Below are 22978 nucleotides of genomic sequence, written 5' to 3'. Positions count from 1 at the left end.
TTGGGGCAACGAGTGACTTTTTCTGTTTTCCTAGAAGAGCTTACCGGGGCGGATTAAGGTGTTTGCACATTTATTCTGAAGGTTAGTTAAGTCAATATAGTTCAAAAATAGGTATTTTTTCATTAAATGAATGTTTTTTCCAAGGCTTCCTTGCCTTTTTAACCTATTACTGCTATTCTAAAGGGGAATTATTTTTGTTCGATATATTAGGAAGAAAAACAATTTTCACCTGGATATCAATATGAGCAAGAATAGTAATACAATTGTGTGGAAAGCACACTAGGAGGCAACATAAAATGGAAAATGGTAAAGTAAAATGGTTTAACGCAGAAAAAGGCTTTGGTTTCATCGAACGCGAAGGTGGAGAAGATGTATTCGTACATTTCTCAGCTATCCAAGGTGAAGGTTTCAAAACACTTGAAGAAGGTCAAGACGTATCTTTTGAAGTAGAACAAGGTGCTCGTGGACCTCAAGCTGCTAACGTAACTAAAGCATAATAGTGAAAAAAACCATACGAACAGGTCCTTTTATAGGACCTGTTTTTTACTGTTTTTAATAATATACTTTTAGAGATGTTCCACTCCTCTCCCCGCCCCCTAGCTATTCTTGAGATCGAATGTTGCCGCGAGTAGGATCTAGTTCCGTGCTTCGAAAGACTTGAGGTTGCTTTACTAAAGGCATTAGATCAAAAGGCACCCAATTCTGTTCTTTTTAGAAAAAATCTATCCCTATTTAAAGTGCGACTTTCAATTTTTTTATATCACCACTTAAAAATAGAAATTTTATTAAAAATTGGGATAATGAGGTAGAAGGAAAGGGACTTTTCCTTTACAATAGCGATAAGACTATTTTCGTAGGATGGGATGAATTTGAAAAGAAAAGAAGAAAAGAGGAAAAAGACGCATATACCATTACGGATGAATTTACTCTTTTTTGCCGTTTTTATTATGTTTTCTTTACTGATTGTCCGGCTGGGAGTCGTACAAATTGTTAACGGAGAAAAATATGTGAAAGAAGTAAATCGGACGGAAGATGTTATCGTCAAAAATGGTGTGCCAAGAGGGAAAATATATGATCGCTACGGCAATGTGATGGTGGATAATATCTCCTTGAATGCGATAACTTACACTAGAGCACAGTCGACAAAAACAACGGATATGCTAGAAGTTGCTGAAAAACTGGCGCAGCTTATTGAGAAGGATGCGAGTGAAGTTACAGACAGGGATAAGAAAGACTATTGGATAGTAAAAAATCCTGAAAAAGCACTAGAAAAAGTCCCGAAAAAAGAAAGAAATAAGTATTTAAATGACGAAGAGCTTACAGAGGATGAAGCGAACAGTAAAATATATCAACTTCAGATTAAGAGAATTACAGATAAAGAGATAAACTCACTTTCTAAAAAGGATTTAGAAGTTTTAGCTATTTATCGAGAATTCAGCAGTGGCTATGCACTTACACCACAAATTATAAAAAATAAAGGTGTTACACAGAAGGAAATGGCCGTTGTTAGTGAAAACCTTTATCGCCTTCCAGGAGTGAATATAACAACAGACTGGGAGCGGTCATACGTTTTCGGTCCGACACTCCGCAGTATTCTTGGAAATGTTTCTTCGGCAAAAGAAGGCTTACCGAAAGAAACAGCAGAAAGTTATCTCGCTAAAGACTACACAAGAAATGACAGAGTCGGGAAAAGTTATGTAGAGTTTCAATATGAAAATGTCTTACAAGGTCACAAAGAAGCGATTCATAATGTAACGAAGAATGGCAGTGTACTAGAGTCTTTATTAGTTAAGGAAGGGCAGCAAGGGAAAGATGTACTATTAACTATTGATACAAAACTGCAGCAAGAGGTAGAGAAAATTATTCAAGAAGAGATGTCCAAAGTATTAGGAACGTATAATTCACGATTTCTTGACCGTGCCTATGTTGTAGTGATAAATCCCAACACAGGTGAGTTGCTGACGCTGGCAGGGAAAAAGTATACAAGTGATGGATTCCAAGATGATGCACTTGGGACCTTTACTTCCTCTTATGAAGTAGGTTCTGCAGCTAAAGGCGCGACCATAATGACTGGATATATGACAGGGGTCTTGACACCAGGAGAATATATTGTGGATGAACCACTTTATATTAAAGACACGCCTAAAAAATCTTCGTGGTTTAATGTTAATGGGGCACAGACAGCGGCTATTTCTGACGCTTTTGCTTTAGAGAAATCGTCTAACTCCTATATGTGGAAAGTAGCGATGAGAATTGCTGGGACTCGATATGCTCCAGGTCAACCTTTAAATGTTGATTCAGAAGATTTTACCGTAATCAGAAATCACTTTGCTCAATTTGGACTTGGCGTCAAGACTGGTTTAGATCTACCAGGTGAATCCCCAGGGTTTCAGGGACCTAATAATGTAGGTGGTAAACTACTTGATTTGGCTATTGGTCAGTTTGACACGTATACGCCACTGCAACTAGCTCAATACGTATCTACGATTGCGAATGACGGCTACCGAATACAGCCACATATTTTAAAGGAAGTCCGTGAGCCAATAAATGAACGAGGCAAGTTAGGTCCTATTAGCTATGAGCACACTACAAAGGTTTTAAATAGAGTAAGTGCAACAGAGAATCAAATTAATCAGGTCCAACAAGGATTCTATCAAGTGTATCATCGCTCTAATGGAACTGGTTATAAAGAGTTTCATGATGCACCATACAACGCAGCAGGTAAAACCGGGACTGCCGAAGCATACTATAATGGTACACCAACCTATAATACAAGTATAATAGGTTACGCTCCATACGATAATCCGGAAGTGGCATTTTCGGTATTAGTTCCTTGGCAACACCAGAACACAGATCCATATACAAATAAAGAAATCGCCCGAAGAGTTATGGATAAATATTTTGAGCTCAAGAAACAAAGAGCAGCAGAAGGTAAAAATACTTCTGGTGTTGACTTTACCGTAGAAAATGCAGATGAATCGTTAGAAACGCAAACAGAGGAAAACTAGCAATAAAAGCAACAGCTCAATATAATAGGGGGTTGTTGCTTTTTCTAGAGGTGGAGTGGGCTTGCCCTATTATTAGTGGGACTAGAACGTGGTCAATATATACGTATTGGTCGGAAATGAATAACCTTCATGATTCGATGTGTTTGGTGAATATGTATGATTTATAAATAGTATAACGAGAAGAGGCGATGAAGTGTTTGTATCCTATTTATTAGTGTTTTTATTAGCGGCTGTTCCTTTGTTTGAGTTGATTGCTGTTGTACCATTAGCAATTATCGGGGGATTGTCACCAGTACCAGTAGCAATTCTAGGTTTTTTAGGTAACTTGTTGACAGTACTGCTTTTGATTATTTTTGTTGATAAAGTAAAGGGCTGGATGAGTGCAAGAAAGCAGAAACGTGTTGGAATGCAAGCGACAGCTGGTGGAGAAGCACATGTCGGTGAAGAGGAAACCACTGAACAAGATACGAAAAAGCAAAAACGGGCAAAAGCTCTCTTTGATAAATATGGGTTGCCGGGGTTAACGATTTTTGGACCGCTTCTTGTCGGTTCCCATATTTCCGCGTTTATGGGGATGAGCTTCGGTTCTAAAAGGAGTTTGGTAACTGGTTGGATGATTGTCAGTTTAATAATTTGGACAATTGTCTCTGCTGTCGCGGCAAATTCCGGTGTTTCATTTTTTGTTCCAGATGTAGAGGAAAACGGATTTCTTATTCGTTTGTTCCAATAAAAGCTAACATGCTTCTATTTACAAGGCTTCCTACTTGTAAATAGAAGTTTTTTGTTCAGATAATGAAGTGGTCACTGTCTCTAGAATTTACGTTTTTTCGTTCATTCGTATTACTCAACAATTTTCTTTTAAAGTGCAAAAAAAAACTGTTCCAATTTCGAGAACAGTCGTCAAAATATATGATGGAGGGATATCACTTTGGGTGCGGCGAAAGTGATAGTGTGAATCGCCCATGGATTAGGAGGACCAATTCATGGATGAGTTCACAAATTTGGCGGTAGCGAACAGTTCTCTCTAGTTTTAGAAAAGAGAGGAATACTGGACGTTACGCATGAAATGCCATAAGACACAAAAAATATTTACTAGAAAAGTAGCCCGTATTCGATGATTAATGTTTAGATAATTTGCTACTATTGTGCCTGTTAATAATAATATACAATTATTTTTTTATTTTGATTGGACAAACATCCGTAAACTAAAAAAAAATTAACAAATAACATGAAATTTAGTGAAAAAACATATTTTCTAGTGTGAAAAATATGTATCTTCTGTAATTCCACTTTTTTTTACTTTATAGTTAAAGTTAAAGTGAAATGATAAGAAGGAGTGATTTGTTTTGAGTATTAAATTATTTTATCAAGATGCTTACATAAAAACGTTTACTAGTAAAATTTTAAAGCAAAAACAAGATAAAGATGGAAATTGGTATAGTGTTTTAGAGGAAACGGCTTTTTATCCTGTTGGAGGGGGACAGCCATCTGATAAAGGTTTTTTACATAACACCGAAGTCATTGCCGTAGAGGAAATCGATGGGGAAATTCGTCATTATACTTCGGAGCCAATTTCTGAAGGTGAAACAAAAGTTGAAGGGGTTATTGATTGGAAACTGAGATTTGATCATATGCAGCAGCATGCTGGGCAGCATATCTTGTCCGCTGCATTTGAAGAATTGTTTCAGTATAAAACGGTAAGTTTTCATCTCGGAAAAGAGCATTCGACAATTGATTTGGATATAGGCGACTTATCAAAAGAGGATGCTGATGCTGCAGAGAAATTGGCTAATGATATTATTTTAGAAAATAGAAAGATCGAAACAACATGGATGACGGCAGAGGAAGCCAATCGTTACCCGTTACGAAAAGAATTAGCCGTTTCCGATAATGTTAGGCTTGTGATTATACCAGAATTTGATTATAACGGTTGCGGTGGGACGCATCCAAGGTCAACCGGAGAAGTAAGTTCTATTACCATTTTAGGGTGGGAAAGACAACGGAAAAAAATAAGGGTTACGTTCGTTTGCGGAAACAGAGTACGGAAGCAGCTACACGAAAAACAAACAATCCTTTCCAATTTGACGGAATATTTAAATGCTCCTGAGAAAGAAATGAAGAATGCAGTTGAACGCTTATTAGAGAAAGAAAAAGAAACAGATAAAGCCTTAGAAGAAGCAAAGGAACAACTTTTAAGCTATGAAGCGAAGGAACTAGCAGAAGTGGCTAGCGAACAAATAATTAGTAAAGTATTTAAAAATCGACCAATAACTGAATTGCAAAAGCTTGCTCGTTATATTGTTAAAGAAAATGATCGTTGTGTTGTCGTGTTGGTAGCAGAAAACACGGATAAAACTCAGCTGGTCGCTGCTAGAGGAGAAGCAGAAGAAGTAAATATGAGAAATATGATGAATGACGTTCTGCCGCTTATTAATGGAAAAGGTGGCGGAAAAGAATCTTTTGTACAAGGTGGAGGAGAACCATCCATATCAGGTGAAGAACTGCTCCAGGAATTTTTAAAAAGACTATAATGCTTGGTGAAGGGGAGAGCACTTGTTGCTGAAGGCATTTAAAGAATTAAATGAATTTTATATTCAACAATCAGTAGGATTTAGTAATACTTATACTTACTACTCCAATCAAAAGAAAGTACTTGCGATGGCGAAAGTAAATAAGAACGTCTCCAAAACGATTATGAATCGAATCTTCCAAATGATTGGTCTTCATTCTTTTTCGAGCCATCATTATTATTTATGTGATGATAAGGAAACACTGGTTTATAAATTAGAAAGAGAGACTGGGTTTTCAAAGAAATTTCAGCTAAAAGCCTTGGATGGCAATGTCTTATTTACCTATGATGATAAAATGAATATGAGCCATCCCCAAGTTATTATCGAGGATTCTGTAGGAGGCAAGATTGCCAGTTTAAAAGGAGATATGTTTGGTGATAGAGTCGATATCATTGACATCGATGATAAAGTGCAGATGACAATAACGAAAAAAGGATTTCCAAGCTCCATGAAGGAACTTTTTACGACAGGGGGCGGGTATACTGTTTCTATTAACAGACATGTAAGTGATGAATGGAAAATTGCTTTCATTGCTTTTGCAACGATATATGATTTATTATTTTTTAGTAAAAAGTAGGGTAAGGAAAGTGATATAAAAGGAAAGTAGCTAACAATGGGTGGGGAAGAGACCCCACTCATTGAATTTTTACTTTATTTAAACTTCATTTTCTTTGCTTCAAAAATATATAAAGCTCAAGCCAATTTTACCCTGCTCTTTTTAACAAGTATTTAATCCTTTCCATTGCTTTAGGTTTAGAATTCGGTGTAGCATTAATGAGTAAAATTAATTGCATAAACATAGCTGGTAGAAATGTTTTTTTATAAACTAAATATTTCGGCTCCCATCTATCAGCAAATTTATTTTTAAATTCCTTAAGCCCTTTAAAGTTATAAAATATACTCCCGTAGAGGTAGGCTAAGCGCATAATTCTTTCGCTTAAAAACGGATCTTTGTGGTTTCCAACATTTGATAATGGAGCCATGCCTAAACTACAGTTTAGATAACCTTTTTCTTTTGCCCATTTAAAAATATGAATAAATAAAACATCCATTGTTCCATGGGGACTACTGGCACACTTTCGCATTAAGTCAATACTGATATTATTTTTGTAATCCATTGCTAACGTTGAAAAAGCGATAATATTCCCATCAGGACCTTTTAAAAGAGCTATTGGAAAACAAGAAATATATTCTTCACTAAAGGAAACTACCGAAAATCCCTTTTCGTATTGAGTGCCTAGCCACGAATCTGATACAAGCTTTAACTTTGAAAGAAGTTCTTCTGAATATGGCGGATACATGACGTTAAATGTATAGCAATTTCGAGAAAATTTATTAAGCCTTGTCCGTAATTTTGCTCCCTGTTTTCCTTCTAGGGAGAAGTTTGGGAGGTTGACCAGTCCAACCTCACCCAACTTCAAGAATCGATAACCTAGTTCATGATAATAATGCATGAACTTAGGGCTAATTTGATAAAAAATTGGTTTTAGTCCTTTACTTTTACTGTAGTCACAGAATTCTTTTATCGCACCTTGTATTAGTGATTCTTCACCAATTGGGTCTCCTAATACAACGGTTTTATTAGCAATTTGCTTATAGGTAATTAACACTTTTTTCTGCTGAGCCCAGAACACTTTTTTATCTTGTAATAAAATAAGATGTGATAAATGATTACCACCATTTTCCTTTAAAAAGGAAATAATATTATGTGTGAAAAGAGAACTATCAAACATCTACGGCCTTCCTCCTGAAAAAAATACATCTACATTAAGATACCATATTCAAGAAAGATGTAAACTAGAAAATTCCCATTAAAACCAGGCACAACCGTTACTAGCTCATGCATTATAAATATGTCATAAGCCACCCACCAATTGCCCCGGTGACAACGATGATCCAAGGTGGTAATTTCCAATAGACAAGCATACTAAACAAGACGGCGGCAAATGCAAAATCTATTGGGGTAAATATCGAACTGGTAAAGATAGGATGATAAAATGCTGCAATCAAGATTCCAACGACGGCAGCATTTACCCCCATTAATGCTCCTTTAATTTTAGGGTTACGACGTAGGGAATCCCAAAACGGGAGTGTTCCGACGACTAAAAGGAATGCAGGCAAGAAAATTGCCACGGTTGCCAACAAGCCACCTTTCCAACCGCTAATAACAGCTCCTAAATATGCTGCAAATGTAAAGAGTGGACCTGGTACAGCTTGAGCAGCTCCGTATCCTGCGAGAAACGCCTCTTCGCTCAGCCAGCCTGTTGGTACAAATTCTCTTTCTAATAGTGGTAACACAACATGGCCGCCGCCAAAAACAAGTGCACCTGAGCGGTAAAAGCTATCAAACATTGCTATCCAGCTTATAGACGAAAGCTCACTGAGTAATGGCAACACTACTAATAAACTAAAGAAAACAGTTAAACATATTGTAGCAACAGTACGAGAAACTGGTACGGAAATAATAGAGTCGTCCTTGGATTCATGTTGTTGATAAAGTAAAAAACCAATAATGGCAGCAAGCAAAATAAGGCCAATTTGTGCATAGGCAGTTTGCCAAATCAATGTCGATACTAAAGCAAATAATGCAATCGATTTACGATTTAAATCTGGTGTAAGCTTTTTAGCCATTCCTAGAATTGCATGGGCAACAACTGCTACCGCGACAATCTTTAGACCATGAATCCAACCGGCATCAGAGACATCCAGTCCTTGTAAAACAAGTGCAAATAAAATCAAAGCGATGACAGACGGTAATGTAAAACCAATAAATGCTAGTATTCCTCCTAGTATCCCACCTCGAACAATGCCGATCCCCATTCCAACTTGACTGCTTGCAGGACCAGGAAGGAATTGACAGAGGGCAACTAGGTCTGCATAACTTCGTTCATCCATCCACTTCCTTCGGCGTACATATTCTTCGTGAAAATAACCTAAATGTGCAACAGGTCCACCAAAAGAAGTGAATCCTAGTCTCGTCGAAACAAGTAGAATTTCCATAAATGATTTAAGACTTCTATCTGTATTCATGTTAAAGCTCCTCTCTATCCTTAGTCTTTAATTTCTTTAAAAAGTTCATATGCTTTTTTTCTTGCTTCCTCTAACACATGCCCTCCTTTTTCTGTCGTTGTATAATATTTTCGGATTTTACCTTCCACCTTTTGCTCTTTTTTGCTTAAAAGACCATCGGTTTCCATCGAATGCAAGATAGGGTAAAGAGTTCCTGAACTAATGTTGTAGCCGTGTTCCTTCAATTCATCAACCATCCACGCACCATATATCGGATGCTCCATTGCATGATGTAAAATATGAATATGAATAAATCCAAGAAACAATTTTCGCAGTACTTTATCCTCCATGTTGCTTCCTCCTACTATAATATCGAAACTCGATATCGCAATTCGATATTATAGTAACAAGGAAAAATGTAAAAAGCAATTCAATACTAATATTATTTACAAATTCTTTACAAAAGAGAGTGGGATTAATTTGAGTAAAAAGAAAAAACTCTGAGTAGCACACAATACTCAGAGTTCACTACAAGAGAATAAATAAAAAATGTAAAAAGAACCTAAGGGGGATTGAGATTATTAAGGGATATTCTATATTAAAAAAGTCAAAATATAGGCTTGTATAAGCGGTTAATTGCCGCTTTTTACTCCATACAAAATACAACAAACACCGCAAACAATCCAAAATATTTTTGAAAGGGATATTTTATCAGCCATCCCAAACAAACCGATTGTAGTCGTAGCAATCAAAATAATCGGACCGATAATGGCAAGCGAACTGTTTATAATTAAGGCTTTTTCTACCTCATTTACTTTTAGGATCAACAGTGCAGCTAACACTTCAACACTGCCTGATATCATCCTTAATAATGCCATTCCGACTATTGCCTTTTCAATAAAAATAAACATAATAACCTCCCATTACATAAAAGTGCTTTTACATTATATGCAAGAAAGTGGACAAGAAGGACAAACATTTTTTCTGGGTTCTAAAGGAATAGGGAGGGTGAAAACTTATCTTACTCATTTAATACTAAACACAAAGAATTGGAAGCATAATAAGGAAAAAGGAAAGACAGGTGAAAATATGGATAGGAAGAAAAAAGAAGATTCTTTTCTCAATAACGAATTTACAGATGAAAAAGTGGAAGGGTATTATGGGATGAATCGGAAGGAGAGTATTGTTGAGGGGGACAACCTTCTTGAAGAAAAAGTTAAGGGATACTATGGAATGGAACCAGAAGAAAGTCTTCAGACAGAGAATTATGCCGGAATAGAAAATCCGTATCTCAATGAACATTATGAAGATGATACAGACGAATCTAAATGATCTATAGAGGTTGCAAAAGTAGTTTCATCCATGTTGAAGAGAGGTATCATATAGGTAAAGGAACCTTGACGTCAAGGTTCCTTTACCTATATGATGTAGGGGAAGAGAAGGAGAGAGTGCGGATTGAAAAACAAGCTAGTTCAGTATAGGAAAGAATATGGTTATTCTCAAGATAAGCTAGCAGGTAAACTAGGTGTCTCAAGACAGACGGTTATTTCTATTGAAAAAGGGAAATATTATCCGTCACTTCCGCTTGCTTTTGAGATTGCGAAAACATTTGATACTAGAATAGAAAACATCTTTATTTATGAGGAGAAGGGAGAGAAATAAAGTGGAAAGTGAAAAACAAGAAGTAGATTATTTACCAAAACTTTATTTTGTCATGGGGATCTTATTTACCCTATTAGGGGGATTTTACGTTTTTGTTGCTATGATGGCACAGGATAAACCGACATCTTCTGTTTATATAACAGGATCGATGGCAGTTATGAGTTTTTGTCTGAGTTATTTGTCTCCCCAGTTTAAACAAAAGGATGAGCGGATGAAGTTGATTAGACAGAAAGGAATGTTTTTTTCCTATTTTGCTATCTTAAGCTACTATATTATCTTTTCAACACTGCTTCAGTTTGAGATTATTTCAATTACTGCGTTAGAACTTGTCAATATTCTGATCGCATTAACTATCTCCACTGTATTCCTATCTTTCGTCATTGTTTCCAAGAGATATTAGCTGAAATAGAGGAGTCTTGATGAATCCAGTTACTCACTTTGGCATTCTTTTATTGTTATGGCTAGCAATCTATTTGTTTATTAGAAAAGACTTTACGAAAGGCTGTTTGGATGCAAAAAAAGTATTTTTAAGCATCGTAAAATCGCTTAGAATAACCAAAATAAATCGTTGACTAAAAAAGATTTATTAAATTAATTGGTTCGATGGTTGTGGGGGGCAGGTGCCATAGCTATATAGATTGCTATAAAGAATAAGTGAATTATTTTGAAGAAAAGAGTGATGGTAAATGTCAAAAGCAATACCTGTTATGATTCAAGGGACACATTCTGATGCTGGAAAAAGTGTCATTACCACTGCATTTTGTCGGATATATTCTCAATATGGATATAAAGTTGCACCATTTAAGTCGCAAAACATGTCGTTGAATTCCTACATAACAAATGATGGAAAAGAGATTGGGCGGGCACAAGGTGTGCAGGCAGAGGCTGCTCGAACAGATGCCACTCGAACAGATGCCACTACAGACATGAATCCAATATTAATTAAACCGTTAAGTGAAAATACATCCCAGGTTGTTGTCAATGGAAGACCGTTACAAAATATGAAGGCAGGAGATTATCGTCAAGACTTTTATGAGCAAGGTTTGTCAGTGATTGAAAATTGCTATAGACGTTTATCAGCAGAGTATGACAGGGTTGTTATCGAAGGAGCAGGGAGTCCTGCCGAAATTAATTTGAATGATCGTGAGCTTGTAAATATGCGAGTGGCTAAAATCGCGGAGGCTCCGGTTATTTTAGTAGGTGATATTGACCGTGGAGGAGTATTTGCAAGCCTTGTCGGGACACTGCAACTACTGTCAGAAGAAGAACGAGACCGTGTTGTCGGCGTTATTATTAATAAGTTTAGAGGGGATGTTTCTCTGCTTCAATCAGGATTAGATTGGTTTGAAAAGTATACTGGGAAACCCGTATTAGGCGTCATTCCATTCCTGCCGAATCTAAATATTGATGCGGAGGATTCAGTCATTCTAGAGAGTTACTCCAATCGAAAAGGGGAAGAGAACCTAATTGATGTTGCTGTTATTCAATATCCGAAAATTTCTAACTTTACGGATGCAGACCCATTTTCGGTAGAAGAGGATTGTAATATTCGTTATGTAAAGTATAGCCATCAGCTAGGGAATCCCGATATTGTCATTTTACCAGGAAGTAAAAATACAATTGAAGACCTTCAGTATCTTAAAAAGACCGGTATCGCAAAGAAAATTCAGCAATTGGCTAAACATGGGAAAAAGATTATCGGAATATGTGGTGGTTACCAGATGCTTGGAGAGCTTGTTTCTGATCCTGAAGCAGTGGAGGGGGAGAAGAGAAAAGAAAAGGGATTAACGCTGTTACCGATCACGACTGTCTTGAGTCAGGAGAAGACAACAGTTAGGTCAAAAGGGAAACTTAAACTACATAATATGTTTTTTCATGTAGAAGGATATGAGATTCATATGGGAAATACAAACCTAACAAGTGGTGGTTTTAGCCCGCTTATTAACAAACCTAATAATGAGTGGGATGGGTGCATAAACAACAATGAAACCGTAATAGGTTCCTATTTTCACGGCCTTTTTCACAATGATACTTTTCGTTGGTTTTTGTTGAACCAAACTCGATTGGAGAAAGGTCTACAACCGATTGACAACAGGCCATCTTTTAACCAAATTAGGGAAGAAGCATACGATAAAATTGCTGACCATGTAAGAAAACATGTTGATATGGAAAAAGTAGAAATGTTGGTGACTGGATTTAAAGGTGAATTTTTGTGAATCACTAAATAATAGTAACTAAGGGAAGCTTTCTTTTTATATAAAAGATAGCTTTTTTTATCATTAGTTGACAGGAAACCATTTGGTTGCGTATTATTAATGTGAAACCAAATGGTTACATATAAAAGGAGGAATACCAATGGATGACAAAAATATTGTACCAGATATAAAAAAAGAAGCAGTTTTTAATGCACCAATTGATAAGGTATGGAAGGCAGTAGCTACTTCAGAAGGGATTGCTGCTTGGTTTATGCCGAATGATTTTGAACCAAATGAGGGATATGAGTTTCATTTACAATCACCATTTGGACCATCTCCGTGTAAAGTGTTAGAAATTGATCCGCCGAACAAACTTGTTTTTTCTTGGGACAAGGATGGTTGGGTTGTCACATTTGAATTGAAAGAGCAAGATGGAAAAACGCTCTTTGCCCTCACTCATTCAGGCTGGAAACAAGCGGAAGATGTTGTGGAAACGCCAGGAGAGTCACATGAAGTAATCAGAAACAGGATGAACGGTGGATGGGAGAAAATTGTTCACGAAAAATTAAGAAAAGCGGTAGAACAGTAATGTCCGCAGCTGAAAAGCATGATGTTTTTCAAGCGATTGCAGATCCTACAAGAAGAAGAATATTAGAATTACTTGCAAAAAAGGATTTGGCTGTTACCGAAATTAGTAGCCAGTTTCCGATGAGCCGTACGGCCGTTTCTAAACATTTACGTATTTTAACAGAGGCAAAACTTGTTAACGGGCAAAAAATAGGAAGAGAGAAGCGATATACACTTCAACCAGAACCTATTAAAGAAATGAAGAACTGGCTTTCATACTTTGATCAATATTGGGACAATAAACTGCAAATATTACAATATTTGGTCGAGGATGAAAAAAGGCAAGATGAATAAAAAAAGCTGTTTTTGTAAAGAGTATTGTTTTTAGCTGAAGGCTAAGTTGGACCTACTGAGTTGATTTCCACTACGGGCAACATTCATAAGTAAAAACAACAACCTATGGGAAAAGAGCCTGGGAGTCCAAGCTCTTCCGCATCAAAGTAGGACTTTATCAAAAGTAAAATGCTAATTATTATACGGCATGTGGGGAAGGATATTTTACCCTACTGTCTAAAATATACCGAATAACTCTTTCATTCCCCCAATATCTTTTAATAAAGGTAAAAGGGGGATTTTTTATGCAAAATAAATATTTGGTTGATTGTTTAAAATACGGTGTAGAAAAAGATGGAATATACGTTGCACCGAGTATAGCTAAAATAATAAAGACAATTATTGAACTTCGGAAAAAGGAAAGCCAAGAATAATTTCTTCTAGTTTTTGTTTACAACAAACTTTTACATGAAGGAAGGGAAGCGAGAGAGTGCAGTGTGTGTTTTGCACTCTCTTTTCTATTAGAAAATCCCCACCAAGCTAATGGAAGTCTCACTTTATGATAGGGAGACTAATATGTTTATTTTATAGAAATACTTATATTTCCATTACGAAAAGTGCACATTAAGAAGAACGATTCATGTAGAACACTTAATTAGTTAGATCTGTGGAGGTCTAAAATATGATAGGTCTGTTTACAGCCATTATTATTCTTAATTTCATTGTAATAAAGATTGACAAAGTATTAACAGGAAACCAAATCTTACATATATGGTGCTTTACCGTAGCCTTTCAGACTTTCTTTGATATTTTTGTGGAATTTAAATACGGAGGTTATTGGTATTTCGACAAGGAAATAGACTTTCTTGGACTACTATCGCATTTGCTTATTGTACCTCCAGTGAATATTCTATTTTTAAACTATTATCCATTAAAGAAACCCTTCTTCAAAAGGCTAATTTATATTGGAATATGGGTAGCGATTATCCTTGTGTATGAACTAATTGCTTTACTTCCGGAGCCATGGGGATATTTCCATTATGGTTGGTGGACCATTGTTCATTCTATTCTTTTAGACCCAGTGTTATTTGCTATTCTCATTATCTTTTTTCGCTGGATCTTATTTTTAGAAAAGAGGGCATTGGAAAAAATGATGTAGTGAGAAAAGAATGACTGAAAGTGGAACTCTAACGAGGAAAGAAGGAGCTTGAATAAAACCAATGTTAATCGAATAGTTTTCAAGGGGCTGGCTGAATAGGGGCAGCTTCTTTTGATGGGGATACACTATTTTGTTAATCATTTTATTTGCATTTTGCAACGAAATAGGAGCATAATTCAACTGAGGTGGAAAATGTGGAAGACATAAGGTGGCAGTTTCAGCAAATTATTCGCCATTTCGGATTACTGGATAAGAATTGTTGTTCTGCAGGTGGTACGGAGGTTTCTTTGGTTCAAAGTCATATTCTTTATGAAATTGATTGTCAGCATGAGCCATCTATGCAGGAAATTGCTGAAATTCTTGGAATGGATATTACAACATTCAGTAGACAAATTCAAACATTACTACAGAAAAACCTTGTGAAGAAGTTACCATGTTCTCATGATAAAAGAGTTTCTATTTTGTCGTTGACAGAAGAAGGAACGAAGGTCGTTTCTACAATAGAAAAGAGAGTAAATGAATACTTAAATGAAATATTTTCTCACATGAATGAGTTTGAAAAGGAAACAGTAATAAGGTCACTGAAGCTACTTAATGAGAATATGGAAAAGGTATGGAAAAGAGTTTGTGCTTCTTCGAAGGAAAAACTTTAAAGGTATATTAAATACTTGTAATTTGCAACAATTGTTTAAAGTGTAAACATATTAGTAAACTAAAGTGAAAGAAGATGAAATTATGTCAACTAAACAACTTCGTGATGTTAAACTTTCTGTGCTAGATCTTTCTCCAGTACTAGAAGGAGAGACGCCGCGTGATTCTTTTCGTAACACATTAGACCTTGCCAAGCATGTAGAAAACTTAGGCTATCATCGGTTTTGGCTTGCTGAGCACCACAATATGGAGGGAATCGCCAGCTCTGCGACAAGTGTCCTTATCAGCCAAGTTGCATCAGTAACTTCCACTATGCGTGTCGGTTCTGGGGGGATAATGCTGCCAAATCATTCTCCACTTGTTATTGCAGAACATTTTGGAACATTGGAAACACTTTTTCCAGGTCGAATTGATTTAGGGCTCGGTCGTGCACCAGGTACGGATCAACTAACAGCCTATGCACTACGGAGAGGAACACCGAGTAATGGGGAGGATTTTCCTCAACAACTTGAAGAGTTAAGAGAATACTTCGATCCTACTCGAAGTCCTGGTAAAAACCGAGTTCGGGCTATACCTGGAGAAGGTCTTTCAATTCCGATTTGGTTATTGGGTTCAAGTGGATTTAGTGCCCGTTTAGCAGGAGAACTTGGGTTGCCATTTTCATTTGCTAGCCATTTTTCACCTGAAAATACACTAGGTGCCTTAGATATTTATCGTCGTTCATTCCGCCCGTCAGAGGTTTTACAAAAACCATATGCAATGGTGGCGGTGAATGTTTTCGCAGCAGAAAGTGATGAGATAGCAGAGTATCTTTCCACATCCATGCAACAGTCATTCCTTGGTTTGATTCGCAATAAACCGGGAAAAGTAAAGCCGCCAGTGGATAGCATGGAGGGCTTGATCACCCCATATGAAAAGACTCTTCTAGAACAAAGGCTTGGCTCTAATATTGTCGGAAGCCCAGAAACAGTAAAAAATAAGTTGGAATCATTCGTACGGGAGACGGATGCAGATGAAGTCATGATCAATTCGCAAATTTTTGATCATCATGCACGTCTTCGTTCATATGAGATTATTTCAGAAATCGCAAAGAATAATTAAAAAAATGAAAACGAATCGGCGAAGGAAACAAAGCTGATTCGTTTTTTTTTATCTTTTATATGTTAACTTTATGTATTATAAGGTTGACATAAGTGTTATGAATCTATTATGCTATTTTCAGAAAAGTTTTAATCAAAAAGTAGAGTGGCTTGTCGCCTCTAGCCACTAGAATTAGACAGGGGAGGAAGGGGAATGAAGTTAAGAGCAATCGATTTAACTTTATCGGCTGTTTTTGTCGCATTAATGGCAGTCGGTGCAAATGTAACATCACTATTAGTAATCGGTGGGGTGCCGATTACACTACAAACATTTTTTGGTATATTAGCAGGTTTGATTCTAGGAAGTAGACTTGGTGCCATTTCCATGGTTGCTTATACATGCATTGGATTAGTTGGTGTTCCTATATTCTCCAAATTTCAAGGCGGACCTGGGGCATTGATTAGTCCTACGTTTGGTTTTATTTTGTCTTATATTCTTGTAGCCTATGTAGTTGGAAAAATGGTAGAAGCAAGTTCTAGTAAGAATCGATTTGTTATTGCTGCACTGGTGGGGATGGTAATCAATTATGTTATCGGAACGAACTGGATGTATGCTGCAATGAAACTATGGGCTGAGGCTCCCGAGGCGTTCAGCTATGGAGTGGCATGGGCTTGGATGGCAGTACCATTACCGAAAGATATTGTATTAAGTGTTGTCGCTGGTGTAGTAGCTCCACGCCTTTATAAAAATATTCAAAAAAGCACTGGATCCTTAAAGCAAAAATCTGCCGCGTAACAAAAAGAAAGGGGATGTTCTGTATGGGAAATAGCTGGACTGAATTAGCGGAAAGCGTATTAGAGGGGAAGGAACTAACTGATGAACAAGCATTATCGATTTTAAACTGTGATGACGATGAATTATTACCATTACTAGATGGTGCCTTTAAAATACGTAAAAAGCATTTTGGGAAAAAAGTGAAACTGAATATGATTATCAATACAAAATCAGGTTTTTGTCCTGAGAATTGTGGCTATTGTTCACAGTCATTGGTTTCAACGGCACCTATTAAGGCATACCCGATGGTAAATAAAGAGACGATTCTAAAGGGAGCGGAACAAGCTCACAAAATGAATGCTGGGACATACTGTATTGTTGCAAGCGGAAGAGGCCCGACTAACAGGGATGTAGATACAGTCGTATCAGCAGTTACGGAAATTAAAGATAACTATCAACTAAAAATTTGTGCCTGTCTTGGAATATTGAAGCCAGAGCAAGCGACTCGCTTAAAAGAAGCAGGAGTTGACCGTTATAACCATAACCTAAATACATCGAAGGAACATCACCCCAAAATTACAACATCTCATACATACGAAGATCGTGTTTCTACAGTATCAGTAGCGAAGGAGGCAGGCATCTCTCCTTGTTCCGGAGTTATCGTCGGGATGAAAGAAACAAAAGAAGATGTTGTAAATATGGCAAGAAGCCTAAAAATATTAGACGCAGATTCCATTCCAGTTAATTTTCTTCATGCAATCGACGGAACTCCGTTAGAAGGTACAGATGAGTTAGATCCAAGGTATTGTTTAAAGGTTTTAGCATTATTCCGTTATATTAATCCTGCGAAAGAAATTCGAATTTCTGGGGGACGTGAGGTTAATTTGAGAAGCTTGCAGCCGTTAGGGTTGTATGCAGCAAACTCGATATTTGTTGGTGATTATTTAACAACGGATGGACAAGAAAGTACGAAGGATCACGAAATGCTTCAGGATCTTGGGTTTGAGATAGATTATGCTGCGATGCCTATAGGGTGAGTGATAGGAAAGAGCTTGGATTTTGTTCAAGTAATTCACTTACTGTGGAGAAAACAATAAATATTAATGAAGAAGGAGTGCTAAATAGCAATGGTTTTAGCACTCCCATTTTTATTTTACAAACTGATCAGTTTCACTAATTAATTTGTTTCCAGATTTAAAAGTAGAATAAGTATACCCTCGTCTATTTGTAATAAATATGTCAGATACTCCTTTTTCATCCGTGTAAAGTTTTATATAGACATGTGCTGGTAATTTATTAGGGTTATCCTCATAATAATCTTTATATTTATAGGTTATTAAATAATACTTTTTATCTTTATCCTCTTTATCTTGGTATATACTGTATATAGGCGATTTATATTTCCCATTATCGATAAAAGAAGGTAAGTACGTTTTCGCTATTTCTAATGATTTATCTAAACCCAATCTCTTTTCTTTTATGCGGGTGATTTGTAGCCATATAGAGTACACAATTTCATCCCCATATTCATGATGTGAGTAAGTTATGAGGCTTTCATCATTATAATCTTCTTCCATAAACCTAACCTTTTTCTCTGCACCCATTTTCTCTGCATAATTTAAAAATTTATCTTCTTTCTCCCACATTTTAGGATGCTCTTTGTTAGTAAGAAGAGATAATCCATCTATCTCGCGCTCGCTACTATCACAAGCAGTTAAAAGTATCCCAAAAATGGTAATGATAATGACTAAATTAATTTTGTTGAAAAATAAATTATCTAATTTTTTCATAGATGTTAACTCCTTCGTGTAGTGTGTTGCTTTAATTATAATACAAGAAATTGTTTTGAAAAAAAGTTATCAACATGGTCGCTATGTTTATTTAGCGTCCAACATCCCTCTATTTGTGTTGTAGTTTGTAATGTTTAAAATTGCTGATAATTCCCTAGAAATCTTTTTTCACTATAATTTTCTCTAAAAAATAAATTGAAAACGCTTTAATTGACTAAATTATATATTTTTTCTGAAAAATCTATTTCCTTCCTGCAGAAAAGGTGATAAAATTCCCTATATTCTAACATTCATACACAACAGGAGGAATTAAAGATGTTGACATTTTTTGGAGCACTTCTATTACTTATAGTCGGATACGCAGTTTATTCCAAGTTCGTTGAACGTGTATTCGTTGTTAATGATGAAACGCCTACCCCGGCTTATACGAAAAGGGATAATCTTGATTATGTACCAATGAGCTGGTGGAAAGGGAATTTAATTCAGTTACTAAATATTGCAGGACTTGGACCGATTTATGGTGCAGTGGCAGGTGCGTTGTATGGGCCAGTAGCCTTTATTTGGATTGTAATCGGAACTATTTTTGCTGGAGGGGTTCATGATTATTTTTCCGGGATGTTGTCAATGAGGCATGGCGGGGCACAGTATCCTTCCCTTGTCGGACGCTATTTAGGAAATACGGTGAAATCATTCATAAATCTATTATCCCTTGTACTAATGATGCTGGTAGCGGCAGCTTTTACAGCTGGGCCGGCACAGTTGATCTCTCAGATAACACCGGTAAGCTTTACGGTAGCATTGGTGTTAATATTTGGCTATTTTTTATTGGCGACAGTATTGCCTGTCAATAGAATAATTGGGAAGATTTATCCTTTATTAGGAGGAATCTTATTATTTATGGCAGTGGCAATTGGAGTTGCCCTTTTGTTTACGGATAAACAGATCCCTAATCTAACAATCGAAAACCTTCATCCTGGTGAATTACCTATTTGGCCTCTTTTAATGGTAACCATTTCGTGTGGGGCAATTTCTGGATTTCATTGTACACAAAGTCCAATTATCGCATGTACAATGAAAAAAGAAACAGACGGACGTAAAATTTTTTATGGTGCAATGGTCATTGAGGGAGTTATTGCTTTAATTTGGGCGGCAGCGGGAATGACTTTCTTCAATGGTACGGGTGGCTTACAAGAAGCATTAGCAGCAGGAGGACCATCTGGTGTAGTAAATGAAATTTCTACCTCTTTACTTGGAACATTAGGTGGGATATTAGCAATTTTAGGTGTTATTATTTTACCAATCACAACAGGGGATACAGCATTAAGATCGTCTAGAATGATCTTAACAGATTTAGTATCAAAATTTTATAAAATGGATAAAAAGTACAAAGTTCTCTTCGTTACGATTCCTGTTGCGTTACCAACTTTTTATCTTGCAACCATCGACTATACATTCTTATGGAGATATGTAGGGTGGACGAACCAAGTAGTTGCTTCTGTTATGCTTTGGACAGGCACAATGTATTTATTGAAAAACGGCAAGTTTCATTGGATTTGCGGAGTCCCTGCAATGTTTATGACTGGTGTTGTTTGTACATACATTTTTTATGCACCAGAGGGGTTAAGTCTAAATTATCACTTATCCCTTGTTATCGGATTTTCATTAGCATTCATCGTACTATTATGGTATGTGGGACAAATAGTTAAATATCGAAAAATTCATCGAAAAGAAGCCGAGTTGCATGCAGCATAGCCAAACAGTCATTATTGTAAAATTATTTAAGTGTAGAAGAGCGTTTCTGTTTATCGCAGAATCGCTCTTTCTCTATGAGGAAGAAATTGTTATTTTAAAATATCAAGAGGGACTTCTAAGGCATTCCACAGCAATACAGCGAAAATAATGGAAAGTATCAATGCAAAGAGAGGGCGGTGGTGATGAACTCGAAGGATAGAAAACATGACAAAATTAAATAGAATGGACCATCCAAAGTTCCAACCATGGTGATGATCTATCAAACCAAATGAAAAACTTATCCATTCATTGAAGGCGTAAAGACCGACCCAAAATAGTAGGTAAACTAGTATAGAAATGGTGCGTTTCTTTGGGAAATGATACAAGAAGATCAATATAGTTGCTGGATATCTTGTGCAGACCAAGAGAATATCAGTAAAGGTATGCTGACCTGGAACATCATGATCCATTAAAACGGGATGGAATTCCCACATAGAATAGTTAAAGAAAAGGAATTGATACAATAGGTCTCCCAAAATATAAAATAAAATGGTTGGATAATATTCCTTCCAATTTCTCCAATCTCCCCATTTCCATGCTGCTAAGATATAGATACAAGCATAAATAATACTGATGAACAAATTTAACACGCCCAATCTTCCGTATACATAAAGCTTTATTCCTATAAGATTATTTCCAAATAAATGTAAAGGTATTCTTGGTGCTAATTGAAAGGGGCGATTATTACTAGGTTAAAAAAAGAGGTTTTTCTCAACTTGAGGTAAACGAATGTGGATAGAATTTAGGTATTGATTGGTTATTTATCGAGATTAATTATAGTTAATATATAACAAAAATGTTAAAATTTTAATGTTAGCTAAGTTTATCCTGCATTAACGGACAGTAAGCCTCCATCTTAAGGATTAGACAACTGATTAAAATGCCGCTCTATCAGTGTAATGAAGAAAAGACAGTAATATGGAGGGAGTATTAATGGAAACAGAAAAACTGAACGTTTTTGATGAGAATAGAAATTTAGTTGGTATTGCTACACGTGCGGAAGTCCATAAAAAAGGTCTTTGGCATGAAACATTCCATTGTTGGTTTGTTAGTCATGAAGAGGAGAAGAAGTATATATTTTTTCAACTTCGCAGTAACTCCAAAAAAGATTATCCAAACCTTTTTGACATTACAGCAGCCGGTCATATTTTAGCAAATGAATCAATTGCCGATGGGGTTCGAGAAGTGGAGGAAGAAGTTGGAATAAAACTTTCTTTCAATGAATTAGTCTCGTTAGGTGAAATAAAGTATAGTGCCTTACAAGGTGACTTAATAGATAATGAGTTAGCTAATGTTTTTTTATACGATTATAAAAAAACGATGGATGATTTCTTGTTACAAACGGAAGAGGTGTCGGGTATTGTAAAAGCTGACTTTGAGAGTTTTTCAAAGCTATTCACAGGAAAAACAGATCAACTGGAAGTAAAAGGATTCGAGATCAATCATGTTGGAGAAAAAACATTACTACATACAACCGTTGGTAAAAATAGTTTTGTTCCTCATGATGATTCTTATTATGAAGAAATTATTGATAGGATAAAAAGTCACCAAAATAAAGTTCTTAGGTAATTTTGTCTCCGATGTAATAGTTTTAAAAACTTTGCAGGAAATAACTTTAGAATGATGGAGTAGGATGAATTAGTAATTTTTTAGAATAGCACTGGGGAAGGAAATAATGGAGTTAGACATTAAGGGTGAGGGTATTGGAATTCAATAGATACAGGAGTAAACTACTATTATTTTTTTTGAGTGTCGCGTTGTTCGGGTGTTGGGAAATGAATCTCCATTCTAATTCGAGCACTATTAGTTTAGATTATTTTTCTATCATCTTTTCGGGGTGTGTTACTGGGTTTGTATTTGAGAAGGATATTACAAAAATGCTAGTAAGCTTTGGTGGAATGTACAGTATATTGATTATTGGGAGCCACTATACAGGTTTTTATCAGATTAATTTTAGCAGTATCCCTGTTTGTATTTCAGCTATTCTTTTTGGTTATTTAATTGCGTTTTTAATGAAAAAAATTAGAGTGAGAAGGTGTGATTTTTCCTTGTGATTTATCGTACTCCATGACTGAGACAATAAGTAGGACGGACAGGTAGCTATCCATTGTTATCTGTCCGCTCTTTTTTATCGGACGGTAAAATCATGGCTGATTGAAGTTCACCTTATAAAATAGGGTGGAGTTTTACCATTTCTTGTGCATTTTTATGTTAAAAAGGGTGGGGAATTTAATAAATAGGGTTGCTGATTCCCACATTGCTTTGTAATTTCATTGTTGGCTTGTGCGTTTTATAGTAAAATTAAAGAGTATCCTTTTTGAGGAGAGGAAAACAATGAAGGGCATAATGCTTCTTATGTTTTTTATTGTTTGTGCTGTTACTTGTTTCA

General features: G+C 36.2%; 27 protein-coding genes. 21 read left to right on the top strand and 6 right to left on the bottom strand.

The genetic code is table 11. The features are described from left to right. Positions 1-296: 296 nt before the first annotated feature. The 5 genes from ACFSUL_RS06650 (at position 297) to ACFSUL_RS06630 (ending at position 6155) form a co-directional block, all read left to right on the top strand. Positions 297-497, top strand: a complete 201-nt coding sequence (locus ACFSUL_RS06650) for a cold-shock protein (RefSeq protein ID WP_071411719.1) — start codon at positions 297-299, stop codon at positions 495-497. A gap of 420 nt (positions 498-917) precedes the next feature. Further along, positions 918-3008 (top strand): peptidoglycan D,D-transpeptidase FtsI family protein, encoded by a 2091-nt coding sequence (locus tag ACFSUL_RS06645; RefSeq protein WP_377934203.1) that lies wholly within the window; start codon positions 918-920, stop codon positions 3006-3008. A 193-nt stretch (positions 3009-3201) separates the two neighbouring features. Further along, positions 3202-3738 carry a small multi-drug export protein gene (locus ACFSUL_RS06640; protein WP_377933821.1) on the top strand — a complete coding sequence of 179 codons (537 nt, stop codon included), beginning with the start codon at positions 3202-3204 and terminating at the stop codon, positions 3736-3738. A 616-nt stretch (positions 3739-4354) separates the two neighbouring features. After that, positions 4355-5539 (top strand): alanyl-tRNA editing protein, encoded by a 1185-nt coding sequence (locus tag ACFSUL_RS06635; protein ID WP_377933819.1) that lies wholly within the window; start codon positions 4355-4357, stop codon positions 5537-5539. Positions 5540-5561: 22 nt separating this feature from the next. Then, entirely contained in the window at positions 5562-6155 is a 594-nt protein-coding gene (locus ACFSUL_RS06630) for a hypothetical protein (protein ID WP_377933817.1), read from the top strand. Positions 6156-6282: 127 nt separating this feature from the next. On the opposite strand, the gene ACFSUL_RS06625 is transcribed toward ACFSUL_RS06630, so the two are convergent. From ACFSUL_RS06625 to ACFSUL_RS06610, 4 genes are all read right to left on the bottom strand, one after another. Continuing rightward, entirely contained in the window at positions 6283-7311 is a 1029-nt protein-coding gene (locus tag ACFSUL_RS06625; protein ID WP_377933815.1) for a phosphatidylglycerol lysyltransferase domain-containing protein, read from the bottom strand. A gap of 112 nt (positions 7312-7423) precedes the next feature. After that, the gene (locus ACFSUL_RS06620) at positions 7424-8608 is read right to left on the bottom strand and encodes a chromate transporter (RefSeq protein WP_377933813.1); all 1185 of its coding nucleotides are present in this window, start codon (positions 8606-8608) and stop codon (positions 7424-7426) included. 20 nt (positions 8609-8628) lie between these two features. Further along, the gene (locus tag ACFSUL_RS06615) at positions 8629-8937 is read right to left on the bottom strand and encodes a PadR family transcriptional regulator (RefSeq protein WP_377933811.1); all 309 of its coding nucleotides are present in this window, start codon (positions 8935-8937) and stop codon (positions 8629-8631) included. A 282-nt stretch (positions 8938-9219) separates the two neighbouring features. Continuing rightward, positions 9220-9498 (bottom strand): YqhV family protein, encoded by a 279-nt coding sequence (locus tag ACFSUL_RS06610; RefSeq protein WP_071411724.1) that lies wholly within the window; start codon positions 9496-9498, stop codon positions 9220-9222. 97 nt (positions 9499-9595) lie between these two features. Between ACFSUL_RS06610 and ACFSUL_RS06605 the strand changes: the two genes are divergently transcribed. The 13 genes from ACFSUL_RS06605 to bioB all read left to right on the top strand — a co-directional run bounded on the left by ACFSUL_RS06605 (position 9596) and on the right by bioB (position 18045). Further along, positions 9596-9919 (top strand): hypothetical protein, encoded by a 324-nt coding sequence (locus ACFSUL_RS06605; protein WP_377933809.1) that lies wholly within the window; start codon positions 9596-9598, stop codon positions 9917-9919. Between the two features lie 123 nt (positions 9920-10042). Continuing rightward, a complete protein-coding gene (locus ACFSUL_RS06600; protein WP_377933807.1) occupies positions 10043-10249 on the top strand; it encodes a helix-turn-helix transcriptional regulator in 207 nt (68 codons plus the stop codon). A gap of 52 nt (positions 10250-10301) precedes the next feature. Continuing rightward, positions 10302-10649 (top strand): permease, encoded by a 348-nt coding sequence (locus ACFSUL_RS06595; protein ID WP_377934201.1) that lies wholly within the window; start codon positions 10302-10304, stop codon positions 10647-10649. Positions 10650-10668: 19 nt separating this feature from the next. Continuing rightward, a complete protein-coding gene (locus tag ACFSUL_RS06590) occupies positions 10669-10821 on the top strand; it encodes a hypothetical protein (RefSeq protein ID WP_377933805.1) in 153 nt (50 codons plus the stop codon). A 114-nt stretch (positions 10822-10935) separates the two neighbouring features. Continuing rightward, the gene (locus tag ACFSUL_RS06585; protein ID WP_377933803.1) at positions 10936-12465 is read left to right on the top strand and encodes a cobyric acid synthase; all 1530 of its coding nucleotides are present in this window, start codon (positions 10936-10938) and stop codon (positions 12463-12465) included. A gap of 139 nt (positions 12466-12604) precedes the next feature. Continuing rightward, the gene (locus tag ACFSUL_RS06580) at positions 12605-13033 is read left to right on the top strand and encodes an SRPBCC family protein (protein WP_377933801.1); all 429 of its coding nucleotides are present in this window, start codon (positions 12605-12607) and stop codon (positions 13031-13033) included. Next, positions 13033-13365, top strand: coding sequence for an ArsR/SmtB family transcription factor (locus tag ACFSUL_RS06575; protein ID WP_377934199.1), 333 nt, complete (start codon positions 13033-13035; stop codon positions 13363-13365). Before ACFSUL_RS06580 ends, ACFSUL_RS06575 begins: the two co-directional genes overlap by 1 nt. Positions 13366-13649: 284 nt before the next feature. Then, positions 13650-13778 (top strand): hypothetical protein, encoded by a 129-nt coding sequence (locus ACFSUL_RS06570; protein ID WP_377933799.1) that lies wholly within the window; start codon positions 13650-13652, stop codon positions 13776-13778. A 248-nt stretch (positions 13779-14026) separates the two neighbouring features. Then, positions 14027-14503 (top strand): hypothetical protein, encoded by a 477-nt coding sequence (locus tag ACFSUL_RS06565; RefSeq protein WP_071411732.1) that lies wholly within the window; start codon positions 14027-14029, stop codon positions 14501-14503. 194 nt (positions 14504-14697) lie between these two features. Continuing rightward, positions 14698-15156, top strand: a complete 459-nt coding sequence (locus ACFSUL_RS06560) for a MarR family winged helix-turn-helix transcriptional regulator (RefSeq protein WP_377933797.1) — start codon at positions 14698-14700, stop codon at positions 15154-15156. A gap of 82 nt (positions 15157-15238) precedes the next feature. Then, the gene (locus ACFSUL_RS06555) at positions 15239-16255 is read left to right on the top strand and encodes an LLM class flavin-dependent oxidoreductase (RefSeq protein WP_071411734.1); all 1017 of its coding nucleotides are present in this window, start codon (positions 15239-15241) and stop codon (positions 16253-16255) included. Between the two features lie 192 nt (positions 16256-16447). Further along, positions 16448-17029: a biotin transporter BioY gene (locus tag ACFSUL_RS06550; RefSeq protein ID WP_377933794.1), complete on the top strand. Its 582-nt coding sequence runs from the start codon at positions 16448-16450 to the stop codon at positions 17027-17029. A gap of 23 nt (positions 17030-17052) precedes the next feature. Next, positions 17053-18045: a biotin synthase BioB gene (gene bioB, locus ACFSUL_RS06545; RefSeq protein ID WP_377933792.1), complete on the top strand. Its 993-nt coding sequence runs from the start codon at positions 17053-17055 to the stop codon at positions 18043-18045. Positions 18046-18156: 111 nt separating this feature from the next. On the opposite strand, the gene ACFSUL_RS06540 is transcribed toward bioB, so the two are convergent. Beyond that, complete coding sequence (locus tag ACFSUL_RS06540) at positions 18157-18798, bottom strand: hypothetical protein (protein WP_377933790.1); 642 nt, start codon at positions 18796-18798, stop codon at positions 18157-18159. Positions 18799-19113: 315 nt separating this feature from the next. Here ACFSUL_RS06540 and ACFSUL_RS06535 point away from each other — a divergent pair, with 315 nt between their 5' ends. Next, entirely contained in the window at positions 19114-20550 is a 1437-nt protein-coding gene (locus ACFSUL_RS06535; protein WP_377933788.1) for a carbon starvation CstA family protein, read from the top strand. A gap of 89 nt (positions 20551-20639) precedes the next feature. Here ACFSUL_RS06535 and ACFSUL_RS06530 read toward each other — a convergent pair whose 3' ends face one another. Further along, entirely contained in the window at positions 20640-21179 is a 540-nt protein-coding gene (locus tag ACFSUL_RS06530; protein ID WP_377933786.1) for a CBO0543 family protein, read from the bottom strand. A gap of 343 nt (positions 21180-21522) precedes the next feature. On the opposite strand from ACFSUL_RS06530, the gene ACFSUL_RS06525 reads away from it, so the two are divergent. After that, complete coding sequence (locus ACFSUL_RS06525; RefSeq protein ID WP_377933784.1) at positions 21523-22158, top strand: NUDIX hydrolase; 636 nt, start codon at positions 21523-21525, stop codon at positions 22156-22158. A gap of 206 nt (positions 22159-22364) precedes the next feature. Beyond that, positions 22365-22643, top strand: a complete 279-nt coding sequence (locus ACFSUL_RS06520) for a hypothetical protein (RefSeq protein ID WP_377933782.1) — start codon at positions 22365-22367, stop codon at positions 22641-22643. Positions 22644-22978: the final 335 nt, after the last annotated feature.

Origin of the sequence: Bacillus seohaeanensis (assembly GCF_042684945.1) — a bacterium.
GTDB lineage: Bacteria > Bacillota > Bacilli > Bacillales > Bacillaceae_B > Rossellomorea > Rossellomorea seohaeanensis.
Note: the sequence above shows the minus strand (reverse complement) of the source record. Positions and strands in the feature narration are given on the sequence as shown.